14 protein-coding genes are annotated in these 15,006 nt (G+C 43.6%); 11 read left to right on the forward strand and 3 right to left on the reverse strand.

Annotated elements, in window-relative coordinates; translation table 11 throughout:
* The first annotated feature begins 87 nt into the window (after positions 1 to 87).
* The 8 genes from ACLI08_RS02600 to ACLI08_RS02635 all read left to right on the forward strand — a co-directional run bounded on the left by ACLI08_RS02600 (position 88) and on the right by ACLI08_RS02635 (position 9,094).
* Positions 88 to 1,245 carry a homogentisate 1,2-dioxygenase gene (locus ACLI08_RS02600; RefSeq protein ID WP_411426896.1) on the forward strand — a complete coding sequence of 386 codons (1,158 nt, stop codon included), beginning with the start codon at positions 88 to 90 and terminating at the stop codon, positions 1,243 to 1,245.
* A gap of 85 nt (positions 1,246 to 1,330) precedes the next feature.
* Positions 1,331 to 2,491, forward strand: coding sequence for a 4-hydroxyphenylpyruvate dioxygenase (gene hppD / locus ACLI08_RS02605; RefSeq protein ID WP_411426897.1), 1,161 nt, complete (start codon positions 1,331 to 1,333; stop codon positions 2,489 to 2,491).
* A 297-nt stretch (positions 2,492 to 2,788) separates the two neighbouring features.
* Complete coding sequence (locus ACLI08_RS02610; RefSeq protein WP_411426898.1) at positions 2,789 to 3,556, forward strand: DUF3108 domain-containing protein; 768 nt, start codon at positions 2,789 to 2,791, stop codon at positions 3,554 to 3,556.
* Positions 3,557 to 3,565: 9 nt separating this feature from the next.
* A complete protein-coding gene (locus ACLI08_RS02615) occupies positions 3,566 to 4,498 on the forward strand; it encodes a tryptophan 2,3-dioxygenase family protein (RefSeq protein ID WP_411426899.1) in 933 nt (310 codons plus the stop codon).
* Positions 4,499 to 4,520: 22 nt separating this feature from the next.
* Entirely contained in the window at positions 4,521 to 5,762 is a 1,242-nt protein-coding gene (locus ACLI08_RS02620) for a peptidoglycan DD-metalloendopeptidase family protein (protein ID WP_411426900.1), read from the forward strand.
* A 7-nt stretch (positions 5,763 to 5,769) separates the two neighbouring features.
* On the forward strand, positions 5,770 to 7,413 hold the full coding sequence (gene pgi, locus ACLI08_RS02625) for a glucose-6-phosphate isomerase (RefSeq protein ID WP_411426901.1): 1,644 nt from the start codon (positions 5,770 to 5,772) through the stop codon (positions 7,411 to 7,413).
* 234 nt (positions 7,414 to 7,647) lie between these two features.
* Entirely contained in the window at positions 7,648 to 8,082 is a 435-nt protein-coding gene (locus ACLI08_RS02630; protein ID WP_411426902.1) for a hypothetical protein, read from the forward strand.
* Between the two features lie 64 nt (positions 8,083 to 8,146).
* Entirely contained in the window at positions 8,147 to 9,094 is a 948-nt protein-coding gene (locus ACLI08_RS02635; protein ID WP_411426903.1) for a GLPGLI family protein, read from the forward strand.
* A 9-nt stretch (positions 9,095 to 9,103) separates the two neighbouring features.
* Here the strand turns inward: ACLI08_RS02635 and ACLI08_RS02640 are convergent, their stop codons facing one another.
* Positions 9,104 to 9,334, reverse strand: a complete 231-nt coding sequence (locus tag ACLI08_RS02640; protein WP_411427382.1) for a hypothetical protein — start codon at positions 9,332 to 9,334, stop codon at positions 9,104 to 9,106.
* Here ACLI08_RS02640 and ACLI08_RS02645 point away from each other — a divergent pair.
* The 3 genes from ACLI08_RS02645 (at position 9,306) to ACLI08_RS02655 (ending at position 11,907) form a co-directional block, all read left to right on the forward strand.
* A complete protein-coding gene (locus ACLI08_RS02645; protein ID WP_411427370.1) occupies positions 9,306 to 10,115 on the forward strand; it encodes a GLPGLI family protein in 810 nt (269 codons plus the stop codon). The genes ACLI08_RS02640 and ACLI08_RS02645 overlap by 29 nt on opposite strands.
* Before the next feature lie 76 nt (positions 10,116 to 10,191).
* A complete protein-coding gene (locus ACLI08_RS02650) occupies positions 10,192 to 10,773 on the forward strand; it encodes a YdeI/OmpD-associated family protein (protein ID WP_411426904.1) in 582 nt (193 codons plus the stop codon).
* A 72-nt stretch (positions 10,774 to 10,845) separates the two neighbouring features.
* Entirely contained in the window at positions 10,846 to 11,907 is a 1,062-nt protein-coding gene (locus tag ACLI08_RS02655; protein WP_411426905.1) for a DUF6438 domain-containing protein, read from the forward strand.
* A 297-nt stretch (positions 11,908 to 12,204) separates the two neighbouring features.
* Here the strand turns inward: ACLI08_RS02655 and ACLI08_RS02660 are convergent, their stop codons facing one another.
* The gene (locus ACLI08_RS02660; RefSeq protein WP_411426906.1) at positions 12,205 to 13,629 is read right to left on the reverse strand and encodes an MATE family efflux transporter; all 1,425 of its coding nucleotides are present in this window, start codon (positions 13,627 to 13,629) and stop codon (positions 12,205 to 12,207) included.
* 162 nt (positions 13,630 to 13,791) lie between these two features.
* The gene (locus ACLI08_RS02665) at positions 13,792 to 14,997 is read right to left on the reverse strand and encodes an ABC transporter permease (RefSeq protein WP_411426907.1); all 1,206 of its coding nucleotides are present in this window, start codon (positions 14,995 to 14,997) and stop codon (positions 13,792 to 13,794) included.
* Positions 14,998 to 15,006 lie beyond the last annotated feature (9 nt).

Genomic DNA, 15,006 nt, shown 5'->3' on the forward strand with positions numbered 1-15,006 from the left:
AAGTTCCTTATTAAAAGGAACCCGGAATGATTTTGACCCAAACTTCACAATCATTGCTTCATTTAATTCACTAATTTTAAGACGATTATGCCAATATACCATAAATTAGGTAACATTCCGCAGAAGCGCCACGTACAGTTTGAAAAGCCTGAGGGCGGACTGTACTACGAGCAGCTTTTCGGTACCGAGGGCTTCCACGGGCATTCAGCCTTGCTGTACCATGTGCACCGCCCTACCCAGGTTAAGGAGATACTGAAATCGTATTCTGTAGCACCTAAAATTGCCATAGACAAAAACATTAAGTCGCTCTTATTCAAAGGCTTTGAACTAAAACCGGAAGCCGATTTCCTGGACAGCCGCAAGGCCATGCTGGTTAACAGCGACTGCATTATAGGGCTTGCTGCCCCGCAGGAGTCGCTACGCAGCTACTTCTACAAAAACGCAGATGCCGATGAGATGCTTTTCATACACCGTGGCACGGGTACCCTGCGCACGCTTATGGGTAACATTCCGTTTGAGTACGGCGACTACCTGGTAATACCGCGCGGCATGATTTACCAGATAGATTTTGACACTACAGACAACCGTATTTTTTACGTAGAGTCTACCGCACCTATCTATACGCCAAAGCGTTACAAAAACGCAAGCGGTCAGCTACTGGAGCATTCGCCGTTTTGCGAGCGCGATTTTAAACTGCCTGTAACCCTTGAAACACACGACGAAAAAGGCGACTTTATCGTTAAGATTAAAAAGGAAGGCATGATGCACGAAGTGGTATATGCCACGCATCCGTTTGACGTTATAGGCTGGGATGGGTACAACTTCCCGTATGGGTTTAGTATTCATAACTTTGAGCCTATTACCGGGCGTGTACACCAGCCGCCTCCGGTGCACCAAACCTTTGAAACCAGCACGTTTGTAGTGTGTTCGTTCTGCCCAAGGCTGTACGATTACCACCCTAAAGCCATACCGGCTCCGTACAACCACAGTAACATAGACAGCGACGAGGTATTATACTATGTAGATGGTGATTTTATGAGCCGCAACAACATAGAGCAGGGCCATATTACCCTGCATCCTAAGGGTATACCTCACGGGCCTGCACCCGGGGCTATGGAACGCAGCATAGGCAAAACGGTTACCGAAGAGCTTGCAGTTATGGTAGATACCTTCCGTCCGCTTATGGTTACCGAGGAAGCTATGAGGCTGGACGATGGACAGTATTATAAGAGCTGGGTAGAGTAACATTCGCTTATTCTAAAAAGCCGTTACAAAACGAATTAAAAACAACATGTCGCTGACAGTGTGTCAGTTAAGAAAATAATAAAATATGGCAAACGAAATAAAAAGTGTAGAATACGGCCTTGAAAAGATTTTTGAAGGCGCCCAGGATTTTCTTCCGCTACTGGGCACTGATTACGTAGAATTTATTGTGGGTAACGCCAAGCAGGCCGCCCATTACTATAAAACCGCTTTCGGCTTTCAGTCGGTAGCATACGCCGGGCTTGAAACAGGCCTTCGCGACAGGGCAAGTTATGTAGTTAAGCAAGATAAAATACGCTTTGTATTTACTACGCCGCTTACCGCAGAAAGCCCTCTTAATGAGCACATTGTAAAGCATGGCGACGGCGTTAAAGTGGTGGCGCTTTGGGTAGAAGATGCCCGTAAATCATTTGAGGAAACCACCAAGCGTGGCGCCAGGGTATACATGGAGCCAACGGTTGAAACGGACGAGTTTGGCGAAGTGGTACGTGCCGGTATTTATACCTACGGCGAAACCGTACACATGTTTGTAGAGCGCAAAAACTACAACGGTACGTTCTTACCAGGGTACAAAGAATGGAAAAGCGACTATAACCCTGCCCCTACCGGACTTAAGTACGTAGACCACATGGTGGGCAACGTGGGCTGGAACGAAATGAACAAATGGGTAAAATGGTACGAAGACGTCATGGGCTTTGTAAACTTCTTATCGTTTGATGATAAGCAAATTACAACAGAATACTCAGCCCTTATGAGTAAGGTAATGAGTAACGGCAACGGCCGCATTAAGTTCCCAATCAATGAGCCGGCAGAAGGTAAAAAGAAATCTCAGATTGAGGAATATCTTGATTTTTACGGTGGCCCTGGCGTACAGCACATAGCCATTGCTACAGATGATATTATTAAAACCGTATCTGACCTTAAATCACGTGGTGTAGAATTCCTTTCTCAGCCACCACAGGCGTATTATGATGCTGTTCCTGAGCGCCTTGGGGTACACAGGGATGCGTTTAAAGAAGACATCCTTGAAATCCAGAAACTGGGCATAATGGTAGATGCTGATGAAGAAGGCTACCTGTTGCAAATATTCACCAAACCGGTTGAGGACAGGCCTACACTTTTCTACGAAATCATACAGCGTATGGGAGCCCGTGGATTTGGCGCCGGAAACTTTAAAGCGCTGTTTGAGAGCATAGAACGTGAGCAGGCATTACGTGGAACGCTATAAAAATTGGCTAAAATTTAATTATCTTTAACAAACCACCCCAAAAACGGCTCTACTTTGACAAATTTGTGTTAAAGTTGATTTTTAAGAGAGAATTTTGCAAGAAGATGCACTACTTTTGCACTCGCAAAGAGAAAGTGGTAAATAAATAATTCTTTTTGCAGGTAAATTTTCATAATTTATAGTTTTTGGTTGGTTAATAGCATAAAAACCCGGTCATACTTTTGACTGGGTTTTTTTGTTTTCTTATTTTTGGAATAGATATTGCATTCTTATACCCAAACACCAAAACAAAACGCTATGAAAAGATTACTGGTTCTACTAATGCTTGCAGTTTGGGGAACGGCAGTCCCCCAGGAGTCCTTTAAATCGGGAGAATATTTTAAGTTCAGGATACACTACGGTGTTGTAAACGCGGGCTATGCTACCCTGGAGGTTAAAGACGCGGTAAAAAACGGTAAAAAAGTGTTTCACGTTGTGGGTAACGGGTACACCACCGGCATGACCAAGTTCTTCTTTAAAGTGACAGACCTTTACGAGAGTTATTTTGACCGCGAAACCGGTAAGCCTTACCAGTTTGTGCGCAAAATAGACGAAGGCGGCTACACCAAAAACCAGGAAGGTTTCTTTAACCAGGACAACAATACTGTAACCGTTAAAGACTACAAGCACAAGAGCCAAAAAACCATTTCGGTAACAGAAAATGTTCAGGATATCGTTTCTACCTTCTACTACTTAAGAAACCACCCGCAGGTGGATAAGCTGAAAGTAGGCGAATCTATTACGGTAGATATGTTTTTTGATGATGAAATAACAAAATTTCGACTAAAACTCATTGGTAAGGAAGATATATCCACTAAATTTGGAACCGTTTCTACAAGAGTGTTCCGCCCGTTAGTACAGGCGGGGCGCGTTTTTAAGGAAGAAGAGAGTTTAACCGTTTGGATATCAGACGATGAAAATAAAATTCCGTTAAGGATAAAGGCCAGCCTTGCAGTAGGTTCGCTTAAAGCCGACCTTGAGGCATACAACGGCCTGGCGCATCCTTTCCGGATAAAATCAAAGTAACAACACACAATGGAGATTACATCCGCTATTGCAGAGAAAATCGAAGAACTTGAAAAAAAGTTCAGCGCCATAAACCAACGTACAGAAACGCATCTGGAAGGGTTGCTTTGGGCAAAGCCCCTTACCTACTGGGACTATATACAAACCGATGCCCTGCTAAACCTGCAAACGCAGCGTACTACCCTGCCCGATGAAATGGTATTTATAATGTACCACCAGGTAAACGAGCTGTTGTTTAAAATGATACTGTGGGAAATCAACCAGCTGTGCCATACCGATGTACCTGCAACAGATTACTTTACCGAAAAACTGCGTCGTATAAGCCGCTATTTTGATATGCTTACCACATCGTTTGACATTATGGGCGATGGTATGGAGGTAGAGCAATACATGAAATTCCGCAATACACTTACCCCGGCAAGTGGTTTCCAGAGTGCGCAGTACAGGCTTATAGAATTTGCCAGTACAGATCTTATTAATCTTATAGATTACCGTTTCAGGGCTACCATAGACCGAAACACTCCATATACCCACGCGTTTGAACACCTGTATTGGCAGGCTGCCGGCAAAGACTATAAAACCGGCGAAAAAACGTACCTGCTTGCCGAGTTTGAACGCCGCTATAAAGACGAGTTCCTTCGCTTTATGGAAGAGTACAATACTATAAACATCTGGCGTAAATTTAAACAACTGCCGCAGGAGCACCAGGCTAACCCTGAGCTGGTTGCCGCCATGCGCCATTATGATTATACGGTAAACGTTACCTGGGTTATGGGCCACCTTAATACCGCCAAAAAATACATAGAAAGTACCAGTGGCCCGCAGGAAGCAACCGGCGGCAGCGACTGGAAAAAATATATGCACCCTAAGTACCAGCGCCGCATCTTTTTCCCCGAATTATGGTCTGAAGAAGAACTGCGCACCTGGGGAGAAAACGTATAAACGCACTATTAAAACAAACGCATTGAGATATCTCGTAGTTATATTATCATTATTAACCTTAATAAGCTGCAATAAAAAGGAAGAATCTAAAACCCCGGCAAAGCCCGTTGCGCAAAAGCCTAAAATCACAAAGCAGTTTGGCTTTGTAACCAATGATTTTAAGGTAGTGCACGATACCATAAAACGTGGCGATACCTTTGGCGGACTTTTAGAAAAAGAGGGTTATGATGCAGCCACAATTCATAAAATTACAGAGGCCATAAAGGATACTTTTGACCTCCGCGACATACGTGTGGGTAAGCCCTACACCCTGTTTAAAGACAAAAAAGCCCCTAACGGGCTTAAAGTGTTTGTATACGAGCCTGATAACCTTAGCTACTACGCCATAGACCTGCGCGATACCATAGCAAAGGTTACTAAAACCGTAAAACCTATTACCGTAAAACGCCGCGTTATAGCCGCGGAGATTGAAGGTTCGCTTGCCGAAACACTGGATAAGGCCGGAGCCAGTGCCGCCATGGTACAGGAGCTTGCCGATGTGTATGCGTGGACCATTGACTTCTTTAAAATACAGCGCGGAGACAAGTTTGCCGTAGCGGTAAACGAGCGCTACATAAGCGATACCATTTATGCCGGTGTAGAGAGCATAGAATCATCGTTCTTTGAATATAAAGGCAAACGTATTTACGCATTCCCTTACAAGCCCGATGCCAAATCAAAATCGCAATATTACGACGAGGAGGGCAAGGTGCTTAAAAGTATGTTCCTTAAAGCGCCGCTTAAGTTTAGCCACATAACATCGCGCTTTTCGCCGCGTAGGTTTCACCCGGTACAAATGACCTGGAAGGCCCACAATGGTACAGACTATGCGGCACCTACGGGCACCCCTATTATGACTACCGCCACAGGTACCGTAATACAGGCAGGGTATACATCGGGTAATGGTAATTACGTAAAAGTAAAACACAACGCCACCTACACCACACAGTACCTGCACATGAGCCGCATTATAGCGCGTGTGGGCCAGCACGTTACCCAAGGGCAAACCATTGGCCTGGTAGGCAGTACGGGCCTTGCCACAGGGCCGCACGTATGCTACCGTTTCTGGAAAAACGGCGTACAGGTAGATGCCCTAAGGCAAAAGCTGCCTAACTCGCAGCCTATGGATAAAAAATATATTCCCGGTTATTTAGAGCACATAAAACCGCTGAAAAAAGAACTGGACGACATAGCAGAAAAGAAATTAAATTCCTCAACAAAATAGAAGAAAAATGGCTTTAGAAAACATTAACCCTACCGGCACCGCAGCATGGAAAGCACTGGCAGACCACTATGCTGAACTAAAGGATGCTAAAATGCAGGACCTTTTTGCCGCAGACACACAGCGTGCAGAAAAATTCCACATTGCGTGGGAAGACTTCCTGGTAGACTACTCTAAAAACATTGCTACCGAAAAAACCTTTACCCTGCTTCAGGATCTTGCAAAAGAGGTAAACCTTAAAGGTGCCATAGAAAGTTACTTTGGCGGCGAAGCCATAAACCGTACCGAAGGCCGTGCGGTACTACACACTGCACTACGCGCACCACAAAACGCAGAAGTACTGGTAGACGGCGTTAATGTAATCCCGGAAGTATATGCCGTTAAAAACAAAATAAAAGCCTTTACAGCGTCTGTAATCGCCGGAGAATTTAAGGGGTATACAGGTAAAGCCTTTACCGATGTGGTAAACATAGGCATTGGCGGGTCTGACCTTGGTCCTGCCATGGTGGTTGAAGCACTTAAATTCTACAAAAACCAGCTTAACGTTCGTTTTATATCTAACGTAGACGGCGACCACGTTATGGAAAGCCTTAAAGGGCTTAACCCGGAAACTACCCTTTTTGTAGTAGCTTCTAAAACCTTTACCACACAGGAAACCCTAAGCAATGCCGAAACAGCCCGCAAGTGGTTCCTGGAAAGTGCATCAAGCGAAGATGTGGCCAAGCACTTTGTGGCGGTTTCTACTAACATACAAAAGGTTACCGAGTTTGGTATAGCCGAAGAAAACATATTCCCAATGTGGGACTGGGTTGGCGGTCGTTTCTCTTTATGGAGTGCCGTGGGTCTTACCATAGCCCTTGCGGTAGGTTACGACAACTTCGACAGCCTGCTTAAGGGTGCCAACAAAATGGACGAGCACTTTAAAACTGCTGAATTTGATCAAAACCTGCCTGTAGTGCTTGCACTGCTTAGCGTGTGGTACAACAACTTCTTTGGCGCAGAGAGCGAAGCGCTTATACCATACACACAATACCTGCAAAAACTTGCCCCGTACCTGCAACAGGGTATTATGGAAAGTAACGGCAAGAGCGTAGGCCGCGATGGCAAACTGGTTAACTACCAAACAGGTACTATCATTTGGGGTGAGCCGGGAACCAACTCCCAGCACGCATTCTTCCAGCTGATACACCAGGGAACCAAGCTTATCCCTACAGATTTTATTGGCTTTAGCCAGCCACTACACGGTAATGCAGACCACCATGAAAAGCTTATGAGTAACTTCTTCGCGCAGACAGAAGCCCTACTTACCGGTAAGCCGGAAGCTACCGTTCGCGCTGAATTTGAAAAAGCAGGTACCGCAGCCGATAAGGTAGAATACCTTACGCCATTTAAAATATTTGCAGGTAACAAGCCTACCAATACCTTCCTGATTAAGAAACTTACCCCGGAAACCTTGGGTAGCCTTGTAGCACTATACGAGCACAAGATTTTCGTACAGGGTGTTATCTGGAATATTTTTAGCTACGACCAGTGGGGCGTGGAGCTTGGTAAGCAACTTGCCAACTCTATCCTTGATGAAATCAAATCAGGTGAAGTTAAAGCACACGATGCCTCTACAACCTTCCTAGTAAAAGCATTCCTTGCACAGAAGTAATTTTTACTGAACTTATATACAGAACGCCTCACTTTGTGGGGCGTTTTTTTATGTGCACAAACCCACTCGCCATGTGAGTCTTTTCTTATATCTTACTGATTTATAGAAAAATACATAGAAAACATACTTGCATTTAATCGGATTTAAAGCCCGTTACATCGAATATGTAAAGGATTCGTTAATTTTTATAATTTCTTTAACTATTACGTTTTAGCAACAGCGCTAACTTAGGTTATGATAACATTGCGCATTGATTATCAGAGTTATACTTTCCACTCTGCAATTCGCCAAGGAAAGCCAATCAAAATCATTATTATTAACATGAAAAAGTTATTTTTTATCATTGTCTGTTTCATGACAGTATCCCTTTCAGCCAATGCACAAAGCAGAGGTGAAGTTGCGGCAAAAACTAAACTTGTTTTTGAGGTTAATGGTAGAGTTGTTGAAACAGATTCTCCAAAAGAGATAACCTTAACAGAAACAACCTCAATGCTCGCCAGAGCATCCTATCAAGGCAAAGGCGGCATAGGTATACCTGTACATATTTACCACTACAACTCTCTGAACGGAGATATTTACCATGCCGGAGAAGGAATGCTGTATTATTCTCCAGGCACAACTTTAGGTGATATAATAGATTTTATACTATCAATCTGGCATTATCTGTAAATAAATTTGTGTAATTTTTAAAAAGGCGGTGTTATATACACCGCCTTAATTAAACACTAAAAATATGTTCCAAAACCTGACAGACCTTATTATAATATTATTAGTAACAATCTTTTTGCCAAACCAAAATCCTATAAAAGGACAGATTACTTACAAACAAAAATCACACGACATTTTTGACAATGATATTTATTTCAACACAATCCTAACTTTTGACTCTATAGCATCTTTACAAACCTCTCACAGGTATGGAATGGATACCGATAATGGTACCAGTGTACAATCGTCCGGAAATTCCGCTGCAGTTGTAACAAGTGCTTATGACGATAAAGGAACATTGTTTTACAGGAATAGAATTACCCATGAGTTTGTGGTTCGTGCAAAAGAAATGAAACCATTTGCTGCGCATCTTGTAAAAGAAAACTGGATAAACATTGAATGGAAAATAAAAAACAGTTTTAAAACATTGCTTGGCTACAAAGTACAAAAGGCCGTAGGAACTTTTAGAGGGAGGACATGGACAGCTTGGTTTGCAATAGACATCCCTTATCCGTTCGGACCCTGCAAATTACACGGGCTACCAGGCGTTATACTACAAGCCTCAGACGAAAGGTACAGCTATGAAGCAACGAATATATGCTACCCCTGCGACCCAAATAAAACAGAAAAGATAGAACGACCCTTTGAACAACAACAATACACAATAAAACAATACGTACGGATGATAGACAATATGGCGGTATACTCTATGCTGGAATTTCAGCGGCAGGAAAAATCCTGGAATCCCGGCAGACCCATGAAATGTCTTTATCCATCTACAGAAGAGAGTATAAAAAAAAGTAGGTTAAGGGGCACCGACATTGTGTACGAATGGGAAAATAAAAATACAAAACGTGCCATTTACAACAAAGATACGCTAAACGCTACCGTAGACTATGAAGCCGCCGCAGAGCTTAAAAAAAGAAACATTATGCCGCCACCCGGCATAGAAATGCCTATAATGAAACAGTAAATAACGGCCTCACTTTGTGGGGCGTTTTTTTGCTACCTTTAGCAAAAAAACAACCAATTTTAAAGCCATGATAAAATCTGTATTAGCTGCAATAATAGTTACAGCGGCATTATTATTTAAGGATTCCGCCCCACAACAAAATCCCATCGGGCAGGTAACATATAGAAATTCAGCCTTTGGCATTGAAAATGAAATTCTATATAATAACACCATTCTTACATTTGATTCTATATCATCCATGCATGTATCCTGCAGGAAAGGCATGAAAAAAGATACCGGATTAACCATAAAGACCAACGGCCTCGCCGGTGTAATAATGCCAGACAATAGCGACGAAAAAGGTGCGATTTTTTACCGGAACAGAGCAACTAAGGAATTCCTGATTAGGAACCTGGCGATAAAGCCCTTTCCGCCTACTATCGTTACAGAGCATTGGATAGATATTGACTGGAAAATAAAAAACAGTTTTAAAACACTACTTGGCTACAAACTCCAAAAAGCAGTGGGTACTTTTAGGGGAAGAACCTGGACGGCATGGTTTGCCGTAGACATCCCTTATCCGTTTGGTCCTTTTAGCCTGCACGGACTACCAGGTATGATACTAGAGGCAAAAAGTGACGATTACACGTATATAGCCACTTCAGTTTGTTTTCCATGCGATGCATCTAAAACGGAAAAAATTGAACGCCCCGATGAGGAAAAAAAAATGACTATAAAAGAATATGTGCGCATGACCGATAACATAGCAGTGTACAGCATGCTGGAATATCAGAAACAGGGCAAAAGCTGGAACCCCGGCAGGCTCATGAAATGCCTTTATCCGGCAACGGAAGAAAGTATAAAGAAAACCCGGCAACGGCGAACGGATATTGTTTACGAATGGGAAAATAAAAATACAAAACGTGCCATTTACAACAAAGATACGCTAAACGCTACTGTAGATTATGAAGCGGCAGCCGACCTCAAAAAGAGGAACATTATGCCGCCACCCGGCATAGATATGCCAACAATGAAACAATAGTTACACATAAACGCCATTACTGCAGTGGCGTTTATTGTTTATTAATTATTACATTGCTGCTACAAAAAGCAATCTTATGAACCCAAAAGTTGACCTGTTTCTGGAAAAAGCCACCAAGTGGAAAGAAGAAATGGTTTTATTGCGCACCATAGCCCTTAGTAATAATGAGCTTGTCGAAGATTACAAATGGCTGCACCCGTGCTATACGGTTAATGGTAAAAACGTAGTGCTCATCCACCAGTTTAAGGAATATTGCGCGCTGCTGTTCCATAAAGGCGTTCTTATGTCTGACCCTGATAGGTCGCTGATACAACAGACCGAAAATGTGCAATCGGCACGGCAGCTGCGATTTACATCTGTAGAGCAGATAAAAGAATTGGAATCAGTAATTAAAGATTATATTAACGAAGCCATTAAAATAGAAAAATCAGGAAAGAAAGTTGCCCTGAAAGAAACCGCCGACTTTGATGTTCCCGAGGAATTTCAAACCAAGCTGGATACAGATGCCGACCTGAAAAGGGCGTTTAACGCCTTAACACCCGGCAGGCAAAGGGCGTACCTGTTTTACTTTTCGCAAGCCAAACAATCTAAAACCCGTGAGCAACGGATTGAAAAATACATCCCGAAAATACTGGATGGTAAAGGGATGGATGATTAGCGCGTAATAATTCCAGAAACTATAGCGTTAAAACTACATAAACGCAAACCACCCACCTACCTCTCGCCAACTATGAAACAAAAAAGAATACTATTATTGTTCTTCTTACTGGCAGTAACAGCCTGTACAAATCAGGAAAGCATATATAAAGCTTCGTTAACCCCCACACGGATTGACTCGCTTACCACAAACGCCGAAATAGAACAGTACATAGGCGATTGTGACAGCCTATACCGTAAATTCACACTACAGAAAGTGCAGGATATTGTATGCATTAGTTGCGATACCCTGCTTGATAACCTTGCCAACAGGCTCAATATCGATTTTTCGTGGCAAAAAGCCGATTTAGACAATAACGGTTATACGGACTTACTGGCAACCGGGACTAATAAAACGTATGGGAACTGGAACTTTGACCCAAACCGGGAAGTAGAATATTCAAAAGAATTTAATGCTTTCGTAATAATGAATTTCGGGCCGGAAAAAACAAAACTATTTGACCTTACCGAGGGACATTACCCGAGTATTGTAGCACGTGTTGAATATGACAGCCTGAAACCTTTTGTTGGGGTATACACCCCCAAGCTGAATGCATTTCTTAAAGAGTCCAGACGCCCGGAAACGAAATCTAAACTAACATATAAATTCGGGAATTTTATAGAGTATAATCCTGCGCCAAAAGAATATGATATTGAGAAAATTGAATATACCACCACACCTTGCAATGGGGAGTGCCCACTTTTTTCAATCATAATACACGAAAATGGTGATGCGATTTTTGCGGCAAATAAATACAACTATACACTACCCTGGCAAAAAGGCAAGTTAATCAGTGGCACATTTAAAACCACTATCAAAGATGAAAATCTTGAAGAGTTAATCACAATTCTTAATTATACCGACTTCCCTAACCTTAAAGACAATTATAATGTACCCTGGACCTGCGATCGGAGTGGGGTTTTAAAGGTAACCTATAACGATGGGCAAACAAAGACAATAGATGACTATGGCGTCCAGGGCACTTACGGTTTAAGGAAACTTCACTCGCTTTTCCATGAATTGAGGACAAATCAAAACTGGAAATTAATCAGCAAAGAAGCTCCATACGATTACAGCATTATGAAAAGGTATTAAGGTTCGTTCCATCTCGACCGTAGCAAAGCGGCACGAGGGCTTTGCCAAAAGTGTCCGAAACATGAAGCGTATAGTCTATAGAACCCCAGAGGGGTGATATATTTATAGATAATATGCGCAGGAGTGAGCAGAGCTCCGGAGGAGCGGCATATTTATACGATTATATGTCGTTCCTACGGAACTCCTTTGCATACAAAACCATTCATTTTGCTATAGATATGCCGCTCCTCAGGAGCTGATGAAAGGTTTCGAACACTCGTGGGGCTTACTTGACCCGGCGAAGCAAATAGAAGACCCCTACACCTTCACCACTTTCCACTTCCCTTTCCTGAAAAGAATAAAGCTGGCTATACTCATACAGGTCTCAGCCACAGGAATCGCTATAAACACGCCTACAGGCCCTAAATCCAGTTTTAGTGACAAAAGATACGCTAACGGGATTTGGAACAGCCAGAAGCCCACAAAATTCACCCTGGAAGGTGTTTTGGTATCGCCTGCACCGTTAAAGGCGTTAATAAGCACCATGCCCATACCGTAAAATACATAGCCCAAACTGAGTATGCGTATGGCTTTTACGGCAATATCGTGTACGTGCGGATTGTTTGTAAAAAACCACATCATGGGATCGGCTGTCAGGAGCGTTACCGCCATAATAAGCGCCATATAAATCACATTAAACTTCGCCGTTACCCAAACCGAACGTTCGGCACGTTCTACTTGTTGTGCTCCAAGGTTCTGCCCAACAAGCGTAGCGGCAGCACCACTCAGTCCCCAGGCGGGTAGTAAAAAGAACATCATAATTCGCAGGGCGCTTTGGTACCCCGCAGAGCCTTCATCGCCACCCGTTTCGGCAACAAGCCGCGCCAGGAAAATCCAACTGCAACTGGCTATTACAAACTGTAACACGCCCGGTGCAGCTACTTTTACCAATGCCTTTACCTGCTGCCACTGCACTTTAAAATACGACAGCGTTACCGTAAGCACGCCTTTACCATTAAACAGGCAATACCACTGGTACAGCACGCCCACGCTGCGCCCTACAGCCGTTGCCAATGCCGCCCCCGTAAGCCCAAAAGCCGGCACAGGCCCTGCCCCGTTTATAAACAACGGACACAGCAATATGTTACAAATATTGGCTATCCAAAGGCTTTTCATGGCAATGGCGGCATTACCTGCCCCACGAAATACGCCGTTTAGCAAAAACAGCAGCATGATTACAAAGCTGCTGCCCATAAGTATTTGGGTAAACGGTGCGCCATACGCCGCCGAAGCTTCAGAAGAGCCCATTAGTATAAGTATGTCTTTGGCATAAATAACGCTTGGCAAAGCTATAAATATATTCAGTACTATAGCTACCACTACCGCCTGCATACCGGCACGTGCGGCGGCTTCGGGGTCTTTTTCGCCTACACGGCGCGCTACCATAGCCGTAGCTGCCATACTCATGCCTATGGCTATAGAGTACACTATGGTAAGTACCGATTCGGTAAGGCCAACGGTTTGCACGGCAAAACTGCTGTTTTCTAAATGGCCTACAAAGTAAAGGTCTACCAGCGCAAATACTGATTCCATCATCATTTCAAGCATCATGGGTATGGCCAGCAGCAGTACGCCGCGCCTTATACTGCCGGTAGTAAGATCTATGTTTTCGCCCTGCAACGATTGTTTCAGTAAACCGAAAAAGCGTTTCAGGGCAGTTGGGTTTTGTCCTGATTGTGTCATGATATAACGTAAGATTAAAAAAGATAAATGATTGACCAGGCGCTGTACGCACCTACGGATTACAAGCCGAAAAGTAATACCCTAAAGGGCGGCAAAAACAATCATATACAAAAGAGTGGAATACACATATATAAATTTCTGCAATACAGAAAAGCTACATGCTTAATTTTCAAGAATGGAGGCCCGCACGCGTGAGGCCGCAATCCGCGATGCCACTATACCCAGCACAAATATGGTAGCGAGTACCGTAAGTATGCTCATAACATCAAACTCGGTAGGGTACGCCAGTGTGGGGGTTATCATAACCATGTCAAACTGTTGTTGCAGCAGTACAATGATTATTCCCAAAACCAAACCGAAAAACGCGCCAATGGCGGTAATAAAAATTCCCTGGATAAAAAACACCTTACGCAGGCTGCTTACTTCGGCACCCAGATTATAAAGGGTTTTCAGGTTATCCTGTTTATCGAGGATAAGCATAATCAGTGCACCGGCAAGGCAAAACAAGGTAAGGATAACTACCAGGGTGCAAAATAAGTATACCACCAGGTTTTCGGCATTCAGCATTTTGTAAAGCGAATCGTTTAGCTGAGCGCGGTTTTTAACCTCAGTACCTGGAAACACCGCTTTAAGCCCTGCCCTTACCGCCTGTTCATCGGCTCCCGGTTTCAGTTTAAACTCTATGCTGCTGTATTGGTTTTTGGCAAATTCTAATAAATCCTGCGCCAAATCAAGGCTGCAAAACACGTACTTACTATCTACATCGTCGTTAACCGAATACACACCCGATAAAAACAACTGTTGCTTATTAAACCCTTCTTCGGCAGACTCAATGGTGCCTTTACCGGCGCGTGGTACGTATACCTCAAAGGCGTGGTTTACATTAAACAATGCCAGTGATAGCTTATTATAAAGGCTGGCTCCTACCACTACCTCTCCTGTATACGGGGTTAGCCAGTGCCCGGCAAGCAGCCGCTTCGGGTCGTTTATGGGCGATACGCGGGTGTACAATGTATCTACCCCTTTTAAGTAGGCCACCTGCTCTTTACCGTCAAAGTAAAAAAGCACGCGCTCTTCGGCAACGTTAGATGCCACCAGTATGCCCGGGATGGCTTTTAGCTTAGCCTCCTGAGCCGGGGTTACCGTAATGGTTTTGCCCACAGTGGGTGTAAGCTTTAAATCAGGATCTGTTTCGCCCGAAAACGAAAGGCTATACTCTTTAAGCCCCCCAAATACTGACATAATAATAAACAGCGCGGCGGTACTAACCACTATACCCAGTGCCGCAATCATTGTAATAATGTTTACGGCAGAACTTTTGCTACGCGTTATGGTGTAGCGTTTTGCTATGTACAGTGAAAATGACACGCTTGGGCT

The sequence above is a fragment of the Flavobacterium sp. RNTU_13 genome (genome assembly GCF_046614455.1).
Lineage (GTDB): Bacteria > Bacteroidota > Bacteroidia > Flavobacteriales > Flavobacteriaceae > Flavobacterium.